Origin of the sequence: Mycobacterium pinniadriaticum (assembly GCF_026242045.1) — a bacterium.
Taxonomy (GTDB): Bacteria; Actinomycetota; Actinomycetes; order Mycobacteriales; family Mycobacteriaceae; genus Mycobacterium; species Mycobacterium pinniadriaticum.
In genome coordinates, this window is sequence record NZ_JAPJDO010000049.1 from 1 (window position 1) to 16,436 (window position 16,436).

Sequence of the window (16,436 nt, forward strand, 5' to 3'; positions counted from 1 at the left end):
TCGAACGTCCCACCGACATCACCCCGCCGGAATCGGCCACCACCGAGGCGACATCAGCCGGAACGGAGGTCGCCTGAAACACCCCAATCCACAGGTATTGACAATTCCTCCTACCGCACCTGGCCTGCGCGACTCACTGCGGAGGCCTTCCGTTGCCCCGACATCCACGGAAGGGCCGACCCGCGACCGCTGCACAGGTCAACGTAGCCAATCTCGCTAACCAATCACACCGGCCTCACGAAGATTGGCGAGGTCCTCACTTCGGTAACCGAGCTCGACCAGTACAGATTCAGTGTGTTCACCAATCGAAGGTATCGGGTCCATCCGCGGGGACCACCCCGGCGCTACCGGCGGTGGGAGCAACGAGCGGATCGGACCCACGGGTGATTCGACATCGCGCCAACGATTCCGAGCGGCTAGCTGAGGGTGCTCCAGCAGTTCACTCGGCCCGTTGAGCTGTGCATATGCAATCTCTGCGGCATCCAGTCTAGCGGCCGCCTCAGCAAACGTATGATTGCCGAACCACCGCGCACATTCGGCGGACACGGTGTCGCGCCGTGCAACACGGCCATTATTTGTAGCGAGGCTTGCGTCTTGGGCCAAGTCGAAGCGATGCATCACATCAGCCACGAGTCGGACCCACTCGCGGTCGTTTTGCACGGCAATAACAATTGTGAGTCCGTCCGAGGTTTCGAATGCCTCGTACGGCGAAAGCGACGGGTGTCCTACGCCAGACGGCAGGTGCGGCAGACCTGAGTAGCCCGAATAATAGATCGTGTACCCCATCCATTCACAGATTGCGTCGAACAGACTCACTGACACCGCACAGCCGACCCCGGTGCGCTCGCGCGCATAAAGGCCGGCGAGGATACTGCTGAACGCATACATCCCTGCCCCAATGTCCGCGATCGCAATGCCGGGCTTCGCCGGGCGCCCAGGCCATCCTGTAACGCTGATCGATGCACTCTCGGCTTGCACGAGAAGGTCGTAGGCCCGCCGTGTTCCCAACGGTCCGCCCGCACCATAGCCACTGATATCGCAGGCCACTATCCGTGGATTACGGGCGTGCACGGCAGCTGCCGATAGACCCATACGATCGGAAGTATCGGGCGCGAGGTTATGGATGAAAACATCGGCGGAATCCAGCAGCCGGTCAAGAACCTCCCTGCCATGAGCGTTCTTGATGTCGATCGCCACTGATTCCTTGTTGCGGTTGATCCACACGAAATGGCTCGCCATACCGTTGACGACTTGGTCGTAATCTCGCGCGAAGTCGCCAACCCCTGGGCGTTCAATCTTGAACACGCGGGCACCCAGGTCTGCCAACTGTCGAGATGCAAACGGCGCGGCGACCGCTTGCTCAACACTTACCACCCGTAGGTTGTCCAGTGGTCCAGACATCAGCGGTAGTACCTGCCGATCGTCTCGGCGATACATGCAGGGCGAGTCGCGTCACCGATCTCGACCGTTGTCTTCAACACGTACTGCACGGTCGCGGGGTCAACAACTTTCGTATCCAGCAACTCCGTGTTCGCCCGTACCATCGATCCCACCTTGACAGGGGTGATGAAGCGAACTTTGTTGAGGCCATAGTTAATCGCCATCCGCACACCGTTGACCCTGAATATCTGTGCAACCAGAGAGGGCAGCAGCGAGAGAGTCAGGTACCCATGGGCGATGGTTGAACCATAGGGGCCTGATGCTGCCTCGGCTGGAGATGTGTGGATCCACTGGTGATCGCCGGTGGCGTCTGCGAATAGATCAATCCGCTCCTGTTCGATGGTGACCCAGTCGCTGACGCCCAGCGGCCGGCCCGTTGCGGCCAGAAAGTCGTCAAGATCGGAGAACTCCCTCATTCCCAAGTCCTCAGTACGGCTTCAGGCCCATGCTTCGGGCGATACCGTTGCGTTGGATCTGGCTAGTCCCACCGGAGATGGGTGCCACGATTGACTCGCGCCACCGGAAGCTCATCACGCTCTCAGTCGAAAACCCGTGGCCGGCAAGGAGCTGCATTCCCAGCCGCGCTGCAGCCACGTATGTCTCCGAGCCCTTGAGCTTCGCCATGGCGCCTTCACGGCTGCACGGCATCCCCTTGGCAAGCATCCAGGCCGCACGCTGGGCCAGCAAGCGCGCACAGTCGATCTCAACCTGGAGGTTCGCGAGGTCATGCGCGATCGACTGGAAGTCGCCAATTCTTCGTCCGAACGCTTGGCGTTGCTTCACATAGCCAAGCGCCTCGTCGAGGGTGGACTGGGCGACGCCAACGTAGGCCCCGCTCATCAGCACCCGCTCGAGTTCGAGATTGGCAAGCATCACCCTCCAGGCGTCCCCTTCCTCGCCCACGCGTGCGGATTTCGGTACCTTGACGTCGGTGAGGTACACCTCATAGGTGCCAAGGATGTGCCTGGCGAGCGTGGGCATCATCCGCAACTCCACACCCGGGGAGCTGGGATCGATCAACAGCAGTGTCAGTCCGTCATGTTTGCGTTCCGTGCGGCTGGTCCTGACGTAGGTCATGAGAGTGGTCTCAGGCAGTCCGGCACCGGTGCACCACATCTTTTGCCCGTTGACGACGTAATGGTCGCCGCAGTCAACGGCACTGGTGCGCAGCGCTGCGGCATCCGAACCTGTGTCAGGTTCGGAGATGGCAACTGCGTAGCGTCCGGTCGAGCGAAGCATGCTGTCACGGATTTGGGCGCGCTGCTCTTCAGTCCCCCAGCGGAAAATCGTCAGCGCAGGGATGAGAGTGCCCACATAGCACATCGCGATGTCGAGGCTCGCCGTGCCAAGCTGCTCCGCGAGGATCGTCAATTCCTCTGCACTGCCCCCGTCCCCGCCCCACTCCTCGGGAAACGCCAGCGCCAGCCAACCCATGTCGACCAGTCCTTTGAACAGCTCCTCCGGATATTCGCCGGCTTCGTCCCACCTCTTGGCGGTTTCCGGGGGACAGACACGTTGCACGAATTCACTTGCGACGCTTCGCAACAGAGTCTGTTCCTCGGTCAATCCGAAATCCACAGCGCCCTCCGACTACTACTAGGTGGTCCGTGGCAAGCACGGCCACATCAACAACGACAACACATATTCAGAATGAACAGATCGATTCCCCAGCTACCCCGCACCTGCAACTTGCAGCTTCAGAGCACCTAGGATCTCAACGAATAGCTCCTCGTCACGCGGGTATGGAGTGTAAAATGAAATCCGATCGACAAGCCCTTCCCATCGTGCGGCGAGCGCATTCGCAACATCGGCGGGTTCCGCCACGATGGCGAACTCATGCAACACCTCATCAGTGACTGCGTCACCCATCCGCGTCCATTTGTCCGCCTGGTCGGAGCGAGAGAGCTCGTGCAGCTCGATACCCAACGCACTCCAGCCGTGTAGATCGAGCACACCCCTATAGGCCGGTGTGCTTGCGTAGAAAGCGACCTGTTCCCGCACGGCACGCACTGCCTGAGCCATTTCCTCCTCGGTTCGAGCGGTTGCCACCAAGGGATTATGAGCAATCTGAAAGTCCGCACGTCGACGACCTGAGCGGCTTATGCCACGTTCCACCGCGGGCAGAGTCACCTCACGCATGTATCGCGCAGTGGTGAATGGGTGGGGGAACAACCCATCGCATACCTCGCCGGCGACCTCCGTCATCGACCCGCCCACAGCAGCGACGAATACCTTCGGCGCTCCGAAGGTATTGCGCGGTGGTGAGAAGAACGGGGTCATCAGTGTGTGTCTGTAGAAGTCCCCGGTGAAATTCAGCTCGCCACCTGTCTGCCAACTCGTCCAGACCGCCCTCATCGCCAAGACAAACTCGCGCATACGAGCCGCAGGCCGACTCCAAGGCATCGAAAACCGTCGCTCGACGTGTGCCTGCACCTGGCTGCCCAAACCCAGGATGAACCTCCCCTCAGCAAGGGCGTTGAGGTCCCAGGCTGAGTACGCTGTGGTCATCGGCGAGCGGGCAAACGCGACGGCAATTGAAGTTCCGAGGGTGAGGCCCGTCGTGTGCTCTGCCGCTAGTACGAGCGGGAGGAACGGATCGTGAGCCGACTCAGAACTCCAAGCGCCGTCGTAACCGTTTGACTCGTGCTGACACGCGGATGCTGTGATGCTGGCAATGCTGTCTCCCTTGATCTTTCCGTCGATCAGCATCTACTCCACCACCGCCTGCATCCGCAACGTCATCCTGTCTTCTGTGGGTAGAAGTGAGCAGCCCATTCGCGAAATGCGCTGTAGGACTTCGCTTCCTCGGGCGGGAAGGGGGGGCGCGCAATGTAGTGCATGTGCTCCCACACCCGGAGATCGTGGTCGATCTGCTTGAGCTGGTGTTGAAGTCGGCTCAACGCAGATCCGCTGGGCGTGTCAGGATGCCCTGGCTCCTTCGGGATCAGCACTGTCATCCGCAGATCGCAAAACTCGTGATCCACCGGAGTCTGAGTCTGAACGTGAACCGATCCGTCCGTGTCGGCGAATCGCCCAAGGGCAGTGCCCATCCCCCAGACCTCTATGTCCATATGCCCAACTGTCTGGCCTCCTGGCGTCAGCCAGGTCGCATCTTTGCCTTGGCCGTACACGAACCGCATTCGCGAATGCCATCGATCTCCATCTGGACCGAACTCGAGCACCTCCGGAACTTCGGTGGAGCGATGCACATACTTCTGGTGTGCCGCGTCAACGGCGTTCTCCGCTAGGTACTGCGGCTTCATCCGCCGCTTTTCCCATACCCGCGTGCAAGTCGGATAAGGGACATACCGGTCATCTAGGTAGGCCTCCGGAATATGCGGCGGATCCCATTGCGGTGGCTCACCAGATGTGTCGTACCAGATCATGATCATGCAGCTGGCTTCACGCACCGACCAAACCTTGAGCTTCTGCCCGGGGTTCGGACGTTTGCTGTACGGAATTTCGACATTTCGTCCCTCAGAACTCCACAGCCAGCCGTGGAAGGGGCATTGGATGTTCTCACCACATACAGTGCCGCCGTATCCGAGATGAGCGCCTAAATGGGGGCAGAACGCATCGAACACTCGGAGCTCGCCGCTTTCGGTCCGCCAAAGGACGAGGTCGCGAGCGAAGTATCGCAGCGGGCGAACGTCGCCGGGGCGGATTTCATCAGACCAGGCCACTTGATACCAACCGGTCGCGAAGTCAGTGTATGGGAAACTATCGTCGTTCTGCATGGTTGATTCCACTCACTCGTAGACGGGATCGAGGCTTGTCATGACATCGAGGATGCGTGTGAACGCACCCATGTTCTTGAGCAGGTAGGTCTGCTTACCTTTCACCTTCAGCTTTCCGGTTGCCATCGCAGTGGCAGGCTTGACTTCCTTCTGCATGACTGCGCGCCAGGACTCCCCGGTGCCGCTGACGACGAATTGAGCGGCTCGCTCCTCAAGGGAGGACAACTCGGTGACGTCGTATACCTTGCCGCCTTCGAACCGCATGTAGAAATACCTATTGATTGGCTCCCCGTAGGCGTAGATCATCGTCGCCTCGAGTGCCTTTCCACGTTCAGCCCACTCCGGATCGGCGTTCAACGCTTCCGCCATCGCGACGTAGAACCCAAGAGTTCCGAAGACCGGCTTACTTTCACCCATATTCTTATCCTTTCGATGATCCCGCTGCTGCGTGCGCAGTCAGCCAAGCCATTCCGCGAGCACCGCATCGGTGTCTTCACCTAATCCCGGCGCGGGAGAGGATGAGTCGGCACGATCGGAGGAATGGCGCCGCTTGATCGGACTCGCGATACGCACACCATCAGGTCCTCGCCGTACGAGAGCGCGAGCGGTGGTGTGCGGGTGTTTCAGAACTTCACTACGGGACAGCACGATGCTGGCCGGAATACCCCATTCGACGAAGCGCTTCTCCCACACTGCAGCGGTCTCGGATGCGAAGATCGCCACCAATTCGCTAGCGAGATCATCGCTGCCGAAGTCCACGTCTGTTCCAGACCACTTTGCGATCAGATCTGTCCGCCCGACCTCCTCACAGAATCGCACCCAGAACCGTTCTTCGATGGCGCCAAACATCACAAGCTCGTTGTCCGCCGTGATGTAGACGTCATACAGCGGGCCAAGGTCCGCGACCGCCGGCATGGTCTGACCCGTATCACTTTGGAAGGCCAAGGCGACTCGGTCCGCTTCGACAGCGGCGTCCCAGCAGGAGATCTCGATCCACTCACCGCGACCGGTTCGACGCGCTTCAACGAGCGCCGAGGCAATCGCCAAAGCGGCATTGACCCCGCCCAATTCGACGCTGATCGAGATGTCACTGGCGATCGCCGGGCCACGATGGTCGTTACTGACCGGAAGGATTCCAGCCCACGCATCCATGTTCATGCCATGGGCCGGCAACTCAGACAGCGGCCCACCTGGACCGAATCCTGTAATGGTACAGATGACCAATTGCGGTCGCCGGGCATGTAGCGCGGCCAGGTCGATAGCCCGCGTGGACTCGGTGGAGCGGGACACCTCAACGATGACATCCGCTCGGCTGGCTAGGTCGGACAACGTCTTCACACCCGCTTCAGTCGTCAAATCGGCTGTGACACTTCGCTTGCCGCGGTTGAGGACCCGATGCATGATCCCAACACCATCCACCAGAGGCGGGATGGTTCGTAGATAGTCTCCCCGACGCGGGTCTTCGATCTTCACGACATCCGCCCCCAAGTCGGCCAGGCGCTTGGTGGCAAGAGCCCCGGCGGCGAGTCTCGAGAGATCAAGAACGCGAATGCCCTTGAGCGGCTGGAAAGGCATGTTGCTAGCTCTCGAGGTCGATGTAGACGTTCTTGCTTTGTACGAACTCACGGATACCGTCGCTGCCGCCTTCCCGTCCGTAGCCGCTCTGCTTGACCCCTCCAAACGGGGCGTTCGGAGGCATGAGGGCGAATCCGTTGACACCGATATAGCCCGCGTCAAGCCTCCTGACGACGTTGTGAGCGGTCGTCAGGTTGGTTGTGTGCACGAATGCGCCCAAGCCGTACTTGGTGTCGTTGGCTAGCGACACGGCTTCGTCCTCGTTGCGGAATCGCAGAACGGACAGAACCGGTCCGAAGATTTCCTCTTGCGCCAGATGGGAGCGATTGTCGACGTCACCGAAAATCGTTGGCTGCAGATAGTACCCGCCCGAGAGTTCGCCCCCCACGCGCTCGCCGCCGGTTAGAAGCTCACCGGCGCCTTCCTGGCGAGCTCGCGCGATCACACCTTCAATCCGCGAGCAGTGGTGGGCGCTGACAACCGGACCCACGACCGTTGCCGGATCCCAGGGATCACCGACGGTGAGGCTTTCAGTAAGGTCCACAACCTGTTCGATCACTTCGTCGTAGACGCTGTCCTGAACGATCAGCCTGGTCGGCAAGACGCACCCTTGACCGCTCAGCGTCGCGACACTCGTCTGTACCGCCATCGCAACGGCTTTGTCGAGATCCGCATCTTCGAAAACCAGGTTCGCCGACTTGCCGCCGAGTTCCAGAATGACGGGAGTCAAGCTCTTCGCGGCCCCCTGCAAAACCTTCGTTGCAGTTGCACCACCACCGGTGAAGCTGATCTTGTCCACCCCAGGGTGCGAAACCAGGGCTTCGCCTCCCTTCGGGCCACCGGGTACCACATTCAGAACACCCGGGGGAAGACCGGCTTCAAGACAAAGTTCGGCAAACCTCAGACTTGTGAACGGAGCCAGCTCCGATGGCTTGAGAACCACACAGTTACCCGCTGCCAGCGCGGCCGCCACCTTCTGCCCAATCGATGTCAAGGGCCCGTTCCACGGGATGATAACCGCGACAACACCATAGGGTTCTGGGATTGTGTAGTCCAGCGCCTGCATGGGATAGACCGGGATCGCCTCGCCACACAATTTATCCACCCACCCGCCGTAGTAGGTGAAGTACTCGGCGGGCAGTTCACCCGCAAGGATCGGCGTGAAGGTCGAGGGCGCCCCGTTTTCTAATGTGGCAATCCCGGCCAGCTCGTCAGTGTCGCGACGCAACAGCTCCGCTATGCGGAGCATGATGTCGCGCCGCTGATTTGATGGCAACGCTTTCCACTTTGGGAAAGCTGTCCGCGCAGCGGCAACGGCGCGGTCGATCTCGCTGGGACCAGCCAAGGCAATTGATCGCTGGACTTTCCCAGTAGCGGGATTCACGTGGTCATAACGACCCCCAGTACCCTCCGAGATCCACTCGGCTCCAATAAGCATGTCGTTGGTTGGCAATGCGCTCTCACGCTGTGCCGTGTCGGGAGACAACAGTTCCGCCTTTCAAGCAGAGTTTCGAGTTCGGGCCTGAGTCAGCCAAGCTTGACGCCGCCGCCATCGACTACGAGGACCTGGCCAGTGATGTAGCTGGACGCGTCACTGGCGAAGAAGAGCACTGGCCCGATCAGGTCATCGGTTCCACCGCGGCGCTTCAGACACTGGGTAGCCTCGAGCGAATCGAGGAGCTCGTCGCCGACGTTACTCAGCGTCGCCTCGGTCTCGATGATGCCCGGAGCAATCGCGTTGACCCGGATGTTGGCGTCGCCGAAGTCGACGGCAAGAGCACGAGTGAGGCCATTCACAGCGGCCTTGGATGCGCAGTAATGCGACAACGCTGGGCCACCAAGATAGGCACCAACCGAGGATTGGTTGATAATGGTCCCGCCACCACGACGTTCCATGACAGGTGCGACGGCACGGGCGACCAGCCAGGAACCCGTGAAATTGACTGACTGCACCTTGTTCCAGAGCTCGAGGCTGATGTCCTCAGGGCTGTCGAACTCGAGTCCACCCCAGATCCCGGCGTTGTTCACCAGGATGTCCACACCGCCAAATTGGGCCACAGTAGACGCGACCATGTTCGCGACGCTCTCCTCGTTGGCGACGTCGGTCTTGACGAAAAGCGCTACGCCGCCTTCTTTCTCGATGATTGCCGCCGTCTCAGCTCCGTTGACCTCATCCCACTCTGCGACGACGCACGAGGCACCTGCTTTGGCCAATGCTCGGGCGTACTCGCGACCAATGCCACGGCCCGCACCTGTGATGATCGCGACCTTGCCGGTGATGCCATCCACTGCCACGTTGAACTCCTTCTGGGTTTGGTTATTAGTCGGAACTGGGTGATCAACGTGCGACAACAAATCCAGCGGCATCCCGATCCCAATCACGGTCGGTGACACCATGCTCTTTGAGCTTGAACTTCTGCACCTTGCCGGTCGGGGTGCGCGGGAATCCCTCCACAAACTCGATATAGCGAGGGACGAGGTAGTAGGGCGCATTGTGAGCGATGAACAGTGCGATGTCCTCGGCCGTCGCGATCTCGCCTTCGCGGAGCAGGACACAAAGCTTGGGTTCGTCCTCGAATTCGAGTTCTTGACTCTTGACCCCGTAGACCACCGCCTCCGCCACTGCGGGATGGCGGGAAACAAGACACTCGATCTCGAACGAGGAAATGTTTCGTCCCTTGTAACGCATGAAATCGTGCTTGCGATCGACGAAGAACAGCTCGCCATCCTCGTCAAACCGACCCAAGTCACCGCTGTGGTACCAAAGGTTCCGAAACGCCTTGAGCGTTGCCTCAGGTTGTCCGAAGTACCCCGAAAAGATGACACCAGGTCGTTTCGGACGAATGCAGATTTCGCCAACCTGCCCTACCGGGACCTCTTCGTCGTTGTCGTCGAGCGCGCGAACATCGAGATCGTCGCGCGGTGTGCCGCACGAACCCGGCTTGTATAAGCGCCCTCGGTGGGTGATCGACCAGGGCATGACTTCGCTCTGCCCGAATCCTTGCCATACATAGTCCACACCGAATCGCCGTCGGAACTCTGCAGCTGCATCGGGCGGGATTGGAATCAGGCCTGCTACCCGGACGTTGTTGTTCAGATCTGATTCAGACGGCTTCTGCTGAAGCAGATGCATGTGCATCGCCCCGAGTGTGAAGATTTGCGTGGCCTCATATTTCCGGCACCTGTTCCAGAAGTCGCTGACCGAGAACCGCGGATCGATGGCGCACTGCGTTCCACTTACCAGCGATGCGTAGAGGCTTGTCACCCAGGCCCCGGAGTTGTACATCGGAACACAGCAGTAGAAGACGTCACCTTCCGCTGTGTCATAGCCTCGTGCCATCGTGAGCGCACCAGCCAACCAGGCGCTGTGACTCTGACAGACGCCTTTGGACCGGCCTGTGGTACCAGATGTCCACATGACAGCACTCGTGCTGAAACAGTTTGCCGTCGAAGGGAGTTCGGGAATACCTTGGCCGGCGGCCAATTCCTCCCAGCTGAGCACACCGGCCGGGACGGGTACATCATCCGGACAGGGACCATTGACGACGATGTAGTCGAATGGCACATCGTTCAGGTCGAGAACCCTTGGCAGGTACGCCGCGTCCACTACTAGAACACGTGCGCGTCCATCTGCGAATGTATCGGCCAACCACTGGCCCTTGTAGGCGGTATTGGTCGGACTCCAGATCGCTCCAGCCTTGTTCACCCCGAATGTCGTCTGGGCCAATTCCAAGGAGTTCTCCATGAGAATCGCGACTGTGTCACCGATCTCCACGCCGAGTTGTTTCAGCCCTGCACCAATGGCGTTGGCACGAGAGTTAATCTCCCCATAGGAGAGGCAGCGATCGTCGAAACGCAGGAACACGTCGTCACCAACGTGGTCAGCCTGGTCGCGCAAGATATCACCGATCACCAGCCCCGAGGTAACGCTCGGATCTATCCATCGCATGGATTGTTCTCACTTCCCTCGAAATGTGAGCCCGACGAACGTGGGCAGGTCGTCGCGGCAGGATTAACTCAGAAGGTGATGGGCAGTTTCGAGATGGCGAACACCAGAGCGGAGTCTGGGTAGCGCTCCATCGAGCGCCCTGGAGCGAGCTGGTAGTTAGGCAGCCTGCCGATGAATTCGCATAGCGCAGCCGTCACTATCACTCGCGCGAGGTTAGAACCGATGCATCGATGCAGTCCCACACCAAATGACATATGTGGGTTAGCATCTCGGTCCAGGTCGAGTTGCTCGGGATCGGCGAATTTGGCCGGGTCACGGTTGGCGGACGCCCAAAGTAACCAAACCTTTTCACCCGCCTTGAGCTGATGGCCGCCGAGTTCGGTGTCGTGCACCACAGTCCGGGCGAGCCCCTGGACAGGTGCCTCGTAGCGAAGGATCTCCTCCAGCGCCGCATCAAGCGCGTCCGGATCCTCAAGGAGACGTTCGCGCTCAGCGGGGCGGTCCGCCAGGTGATACAGCGCGCTGGCGATCGTCGAGCCGGTTGTGTCGAGCCCGCCGAACAGCATCAGCAGCGCCATATCCAGCATTTCTTCGTCATTGATCAGGCCATCTCGTTCGGCGCGCCCGAGGATGCTCAGAATGTCGTCACCCGTCAGCCCTTCCTCGACGCGTTGCTCATACGCTTCGGCAATCGCCGCGCACACCTCGGTTATCAGCTCGACTGCGCGATCGAGATCTACCGCGGACTGATGAACTCCGTAGTGGATTCGTTCGAGGAACCACTCCCACCGCGAGTCATCCATGCCGAGCAGCCGCAGGGTGACCCGCGCCGGGAGCGCCACCGCGAACTCGGCTGCGGCATCTACTTCGCCGCGGTCAATGAAGCCATCCACTAGTTCTGCAGTGATGGACTCGATCATCGGTTGGTAGCGGCGAGCTGCACCTGGCGAGAACAACGGGTTGAGCAATTTGCGATACACCTGCAGGCGCGGCGGGTCGGACTCGATCGGCAGCAGTGGACGCGACTGACCCGCGGGTGGCAATGCGACCCCTTCGCCTGAACAGAAGGTCGCGTCGTCGAGTGCGACACGCTGAACAAGGTCGTAGCTCGAGATGACCCAAAACCCGCCCCATGCGTCGGTCCAAGTCATCCCGCCCGCCGCGCGGAGTTCCGCGTACTTGGGATAAGGGTCTGCGGCGATTTCCGCGCTGTGATGGTCAAACGGGCAAGTCACCGCCGCACGCGAGGCGGGCTCGGCCGGACGTTCGTCATGGATCGTCACTACGTGCTCCTTCATCGATTCTCGAGGATGATTGCCCGCTCGGGACACGCTCGCGCTGCGCGATCGACCTTGCGCTCGACGTCGGCCGGCACGTGGGTAACCAGGACAACGGCGTGGCCGTCCTCTTCGCGCGCCGCGAACACCTCCGGCGCGATCTTGCTGCAGCGCGCATGCCCCTGACAACGATCCGCGTCAACGCGTACTTCCACTTGTCGGCCTTTCGATCACATCCCGCCTGCTGGAGATCGGGATACCAACGGCTCCGCGGGCTAATTCGCCAAAAGATTAAACTCATTATTTGGATGCTGTCAAGGTCTGGATCCAACCGCCAACACCGTCTCGAAACCCGCCGGTGTTCGTCTTCGGCGGCGCCCCGACGTACAATGGTGCTCGGTCATGCCATGCACATCGGAATCTCAGAAAGCATCGCCGCGTGACAGGTACGTCGTCGCGACTCGGTAATCTTCCGGTCGAGTCGAGTAGCTTTGTTGGTCGCCGCGGCGAGCTTGCAGATGTCAAGCGCCTGCTATCAGTTGGGCGACTCGTCACCATTACCGGATTCGGTGGTGTCGGCAAGACTCGACTGGCGCTGCGTGCCGCTTCGGAACTGCAGCGCGATTTTCCTGATGGCGTGTGGGTTGCCGAGCTGGGAGCGGTGAGCGACCCGGGTCTCGTCACCCAGACAGTGCTTGACGCGCTTGGGATACGGGACCGGTCGACTCGCGCCCCCTCGGTGGTGCTCTCGGAGTTCGTGGCCAAGCGGCGTCTTCTCTTGGTCATCGACAACGCCGAGCACGTCATCGATTCCGTCGCCGTACTAGCGCACAACCTCTTGTCGACTTCAGCCGATCTGCGCATCCTCACGACAAGCCGTCAACCCCTGTGCATAACGGCCGAGCATGTCTACACATTGGCCCCGCTGAGCCTCCCCGAACCTGACCAGCCGATTCCCACGGGCAGCGCCGAGGCCTACGGCGCCGTGTTGCTCTTTCGCGATCGGGCCGTGGCCGCGCAGCCAGACTTCAAGATCACCGCCGCCAACGAAGCAGCTGTCGTACGCCTCTGCCAGGAACTCGACGGGGTGCCCCTGGCAATCGAATTGGCAGCGGTTCGGCTGCGCGCGCTAACGGTGACCGAACTCCTGGCACGCCTCGACGACCGCTACCGGATCCTGACTGGCGGAAGCAGGACCGCACTTCAACGCCACCAGACACTACGAGCCACTGTCGACTGGAGCTTCGACCTTTGTTCAGCCGAGGAGAAATCAATATGGGCCCGCCTCTCGGTGTTCGTCGGCGGATTCACTCTGCCCGCCGCCGAGGCCGTCTGTTCTGATATGGATATGGGCGTCGAGCACGTCCTTGACCTCATTGCAGCCTTGGTCGACAAGTCGATCATCATCAAAGACGACAAGTCTGGTCGAACGCGATACCGAATGCTGGCAACGATTCGCGAATACGGGCGCGACCGGCTCCGCGAATCTGAGCTGCTTCATGCCTCGCAGCTCAGATTCGTGGCTTGGTATGCGCAACTTGTCGATCAGGCTAACGCTGACTGGGCCAGCCCACGCCAGCTCGGATGGTTCCATACGCTCAGCGCAGAACATGCCAACCTCAGAGCTGCTTTGGAGTACTGCCTGGCCGATCCAGACCATCGCAACATCGGTCTTCGGATGGCTGGGGGTCTTTGGCCATATTGGATTCCGGCCGGCTTCCTCGCCGAAGGCGCCCGCTGGCTGGACCGGTTCTTGAGCAGCGATTCGCAGACGACAGCCATCCAGGGGAGGGCCTTGTGGGTCCGCAGCCTCATCGCCGTCGAGCAAGGCGATCCCACCGCAGCTGCCGCAAACGCTGCGGAATGTCGGGCGCTGGCCAGCGCACTCAACGACCAGAAACTTGCCGCGCACGCGGCCGAACTATCCGGCTTTGTCGCCTTCATGGGCGGCGACATGCAGCAAATGGAGAAGCATCTCAAAGCAGCTGCGTCACTGTTCGAAGCGACCGAAGGGGATAAAGGTACGCTCGCCGTCCTCACCCTCGTCGGGCTCGGCTGCTCACTGAGCTTTCAGTCCCTGACCAAAGAAGCCATTTCAGCCCTCGAGCAATCCTTGGCCACTACAACAATCACCGGAGACCTGTGGAGCCGTTCCTGGGCCCAAATCTTTCTCGGACTCGCGCACCTGCTTGCGGGCGACGCGCTGATCGCGATGGAGCAACTAAGCGCAGCGCTTCGCATCAAGCGGGAGTTCGACGACACGTTCGGCATCGCGGTCGGAATCGAATTGATTGCTTGGTGTCTCGTCGAGACAGGCGAGGCCGAGCGCGCCGCTCGGTTCTTGGGCGCCCTCGGCAACATGTGGCCGACGATCGGTGTGCCATTGTTGAGCTCGCCGCAGTTGTCGGAACTGCACACGATATACCTCGATCGGATTACCGGGCAGATCGGGGCAACAACGCTGGCATCCCAACTGGCCCAAGGCGCCGAGATCTCGATTTCGGAGCTTGTAGAGCTTGCTGTGACTGGCATTTCACAGGAGGAGCCCCGTTCGACGGGCGATACGTCCGGCGGCCTGACGAGCCGGCAGCTTGAGATCGCCGACCTCGTGGCCGCTGGCTTATCGAACAAGCAGATCGCTGCCCGACTGTTCATCTCTCCACGAACCGCGGAGGGCCATGTTGAACGGATCCTCTCACGATTGGAACTCACTTCCCGCACTCAACTCGCGGCTTGGGTTGTGGCGAACCGACCATCCCGCGCATCCCATTGAGGAAGCACGTACGCCTAGAAACCGTCAGGTTGCAAGCTCCACCCCCGCTCGCTCTCCTGAAATGCTCACGGCTACTTGGCCGCGGGCACATGGTTGGCCGTCGCCTCTGAGAACCACGACTTCGGAGAAGTGGATTCGACCGCCGCGCTTGACACAATGGCCCCGCGCCGTTAAATCACCGGCCGCCACCGAAAGGTAGTTGAGGGCAAGCGATACGGTCGACGAACGGCTGCCCTTTGCATAGTCGTGCCCCGCCATCACAGCACCCACACCCGCTGTGTCAACCAATGCCGCAACAACGCCACCATGGAAGACACCGTCGTGCGCCGACAGCTGCTCGCTGTACGGCAGCCGGATTTCCACCAGGTCGGGCCGCCATGTCACGATGTGCAAACCACATAAAGCGTTGAATTTGACCCCGTGTTCCCAGTGACGTCTGAAGAATTCGCGTCTGCGGCGCTGTTCATCTTCGTTCAGTGTCTTGGTCACCGTGCGGTTCCTTCCTCAACTGCTACGAGCACTTTCGGCTCGTCACCATCTGGGCCTGAACGGGCAGTGAGCGAAAATGCCCCGGCTCGGCTCATGGATACGAAATGGAGACTGACGATGTGACCGGCACCGCCTGGCAGGCGAGAATCAATCCACTAGCGATGTCTTCGGCATCGAGAATCTCGTTGTGTAGCATTTCGACCTCGCCCGAGACAAGGTTGCAGGCGCACGCACTGCAGCTGCCCTCTCGACACGAGTACGGTGCATCTAACCCGTTCTGCAACAACACATCCAGCAGAACAGCTCCTCGGGGCCATGCGAGGACGCAATTGCTCCCCTCGAAGTCCACAGTTAATTGTGTCTGAGCTCCTTCTACCTGAGCCATCTCACCATGCGCCGGAGCGGACGCAATCTCAAACGGGTTTCCCACAAGTGAGACGAACCGCTCCTTGTGGATCCGGTCGCCTTGCACCCCCAATTCGTGCAGCGCCAACGTAGCGCAGTCCATATACGGTGCAGGGCCGCATACAAAGATGTCACGCTCGGCGAATGGTGCCAGTAGCTCCCGCAATCCCTCAACTGTGGGTATCCCACGCTCGGACTCGAGCCAGTGGTAAACCCTAACCCGTGACCCGTACTGCCGTGTCAGGCTGTCGAGTTCGCGGCCAAAGATGACGCTGCCCACATCGCGGTTGGCGTAGACCAACGCAACTTGGCCGGCATGGTCCCATAGTGCGGACTTCAGGATGGACATCAGTGGTGTGATCCCACTGCCACCAGCAACCAGCAGCAGGTCCCGATCAAATGACCGTGGTGTGAACACCCCGGCCGGCTTCAGAACTTCGAGTTCTGTCCCGGCGCGCACGTTGTCACACAACCAGTTCGACCCATACCCACCGGGGACACGTTTGACAGTGATGGTCAATGGCTCCGACTCGGGCGACGCACTCGATATCGAGTAACACCGCGCGACGGATCCGACCGAACTGCTTGGAATCTTGACTATGAGGAACTGACCCGGGAGATGCACGACGACGTCGACCTGCTCGGGAGCGACATCGAATACGAATGAACAGGCATCTGGGGTCTCCGTCACGACCTCGCGGACGCGTAGCCGGTGCACTGCACCAGACTGTCCCTTCGATTCACTCACCGCGATGACATCCTTTCGATGCGCAGGACGCACATACCGATTT

15 protein-coding genes are annotated in these 16,436 nt (G+C 60.3%); 1 reads left to right on the forward strand and 14 read right to left on the reverse strand.

Translation table 11 applies throughout. The annotated features are described in order from the left end of the window. Positions 1–216: 216 nt before the first annotated feature. The 12 genes from ORI27_RS29510 to ORI27_RS29565 all read right to left on the reverse strand — a co-directional run bounded on the left by ORI27_RS29510 (position 217) and on the right by ORI27_RS29565 (position 12,193). Positions 217–1,437: a CaiB/BaiF CoA transferase family protein gene (locus ORI27_RS29510; RefSeq protein WP_323055692.1), complete on the reverse strand. Its 1,221-nt coding sequence runs from the start codon at positions 1,435–1,437 to the stop codon at positions 217–219. Beyond that, positions 1,401–1,856, reverse strand: coding sequence for a MaoC family dehydratase (locus tag ORI27_RS29515; RefSeq protein ID WP_266000704.1), 456 nt, complete (start codon positions 1,854–1,856; stop codon positions 1,401–1,403). The genes ORI27_RS29510 and ORI27_RS29515 overlap by 37 nt, the downstream gene beginning before the upstream one ends. Positions 1,857–1,866: 10 nt before the next feature. Further along, complete coding sequence (locus tag ORI27_RS29520) at positions 1,867–3,018, reverse strand: acyl-CoA dehydrogenase family protein (protein ID WP_266000705.1); 1,152 nt, start codon at positions 3,016–3,018, stop codon at positions 1,867–1,869. Between the two features lie 93 nt (positions 3,019–3,111). After that, on the reverse strand, positions 3,112–4,149 hold the full coding sequence (locus ORI27_RS29525) for a TIGR03617 family F420-dependent LLM class oxidoreductase (protein ID WP_266000706.1): 1,038 nt from the start codon (positions 4,147–4,149) through the stop codon (positions 3,112–3,114). Between the two features lie 29 nt (positions 4,150–4,178). Further along, positions 4,179–5,177 (reverse strand): Rieske 2Fe-2S domain-containing protein, encoded by a 999-nt coding sequence (locus ORI27_RS29530; RefSeq protein WP_266000707.1) that lies wholly within the window; start codon positions 5,175–5,177, stop codon positions 4,179–4,181. 12 nt (positions 5,178–5,189) lie between these two features. Further along, entirely contained in the window at positions 5,190–5,594 is a 405-nt protein-coding gene (locus tag ORI27_RS29535) for an SCP2 sterol-binding domain-containing protein (protein ID WP_266000708.1), read from the reverse strand. A 39-nt stretch (positions 5,595–5,633) separates the two neighbouring features. Continuing rightward, positions 5,634–6,752 carry a CaiB/BaiF CoA transferase family protein gene (locus ORI27_RS29540; protein ID WP_266000710.1) on the reverse strand — a complete coding sequence of 373 codons (1,119 nt, stop codon included), beginning with the start codon at positions 6,750–6,752 and terminating at the stop codon, positions 5,634–5,636. 4 nt (positions 6,753–6,756) lie between these two features. Then, on the reverse strand, positions 6,757–8,238 hold the full coding sequence (locus tag ORI27_RS29545) for an aldehyde dehydrogenase family protein (protein WP_323055693.1): 1,482 nt from the start codon (positions 8,236–8,238) through the stop codon (positions 6,757–6,759). Positions 8,239–8,279: 41 nt separating this feature from the next. Further along, positions 8,280–9,149: an SDR family NAD(P)-dependent oxidoreductase gene (locus ORI27_RS29550; RefSeq protein ID WP_266000711.1), complete on the reverse strand. Its 870-nt coding sequence runs from the start codon at positions 9,147–9,149 to the stop codon at positions 8,280–8,282. After that, a complete protein-coding gene (locus tag ORI27_RS29555) occupies positions 9,091–10,665 on the reverse strand; it encodes an AMP-binding protein (RefSeq protein WP_266000713.1) in 1,575 nt (524 codons plus the stop codon). The genes ORI27_RS29550 and ORI27_RS29555 overlap by 59 nt, the downstream gene beginning before the upstream one ends. Positions 10,666–10,769: 104 nt before the next feature. After that, on the reverse strand, positions 10,770–11,984 hold the full coding sequence (locus tag ORI27_RS29560; protein ID WP_266000714.1) for a cytochrome P450: 1,215 nt from the start codon (positions 11,982–11,984) through the stop codon (positions 10,770–10,772). Positions 11,985–11,995: 11 nt separating this feature from the next. Then, positions 11,996–12,193: a ferredoxin gene (locus ORI27_RS29565; RefSeq protein ID WP_266000715.1), complete on the reverse strand. Its 198-nt coding sequence runs from the start codon at positions 12,191–12,193 to the stop codon at positions 11,996–11,998. 224 nt (positions 12,194–12,417) lie between these two features. On the opposite strand from ORI27_RS29565, the gene ORI27_RS29570 reads away from it, so the two are divergent. Next, complete coding sequence (locus ORI27_RS29570; protein WP_266000716.1) at positions 12,418–14,751, forward strand: ATP-binding protein; 2,334 nt, start codon at positions 12,418–12,420, stop codon at positions 14,749–14,751. A 24-nt stretch (positions 14,752–14,775) separates the two neighbouring features. Here ORI27_RS29570 and ORI27_RS29575 read toward each other — a convergent pair whose 3' ends face one another. Continuing rightward, positions 14,776–15,240, reverse strand: a complete 465-nt coding sequence (locus tag ORI27_RS29575; protein ID WP_266000717.1) for a PaaI family thioesterase — start codon at positions 15,238–15,240, stop codon at positions 14,776–14,778. A gap of 91 nt (positions 15,241–15,331) precedes the next feature. Further along, entirely contained in the window at positions 15,332–16,393 is a 1,062-nt protein-coding gene (locus ORI27_RS29580; protein ID WP_266000718.1) for a ferredoxin--NADP reductase, read from the reverse strand. Between the last annotated feature and the right edge of the window lie 43 nt (positions 16,394–16,436).

What these genes read in the sequence shown, in the direction of transcription:
- ORI27_RS29510 (WP_323055692.1), bottom strand. Translation starts at nt 1,437, where the DNA reads ATGTATCGCCGAGACGATCGGCAGGTACTACCGCTGATGTCTGGACCA.
- ORI27_RS29515 (WP_266000704.1), bottom strand. Translation starts at nt 1,856, where the DNA reads ATGAGGGAGTTCTCCGATCTTGACGACTTTCTGGCCGCAACGGGCCGG.
- ORI27_RS29525 (WP_266000706.1), bottom strand. Translation starts at nt 4,149, where the DNA reads ATGCTGATCGACGGAAAGATCAAGGGAGACAGCATTGCCAGCATCACA.
- ORI27_RS29530 (WP_266000707.1), bottom strand. Translation starts at nt 5,177, where the DNA reads ATGCAGAACGACGATAGTTTCCCATACACTGACTTCGCGACCGGTTGG.
- ORI27_RS29535 (WP_266000708.1), bottom strand. Translation starts at nt 5,594, where the DNA reads ATGGGTGAAAGTAAGCCGGTCTTCGGAACTCTTGGGTTCTACGTCGCG.
- ORI27_RS29540 (WP_266000710.1), bottom strand. Translation starts at nt 6,752, where the DNA reads ATGCCTTTCCAGCCGCTCAAGGGCATTCGCGTTCTTGATCTCTCGAGA.
- ORI27_RS29550 (WP_266000711.1), bottom strand. Translation starts at nt 9,149, where the DNA reads ATGGTGTCACCGACCGTGATTGGGATCGGGATGCCGCTGGATTTGTTG.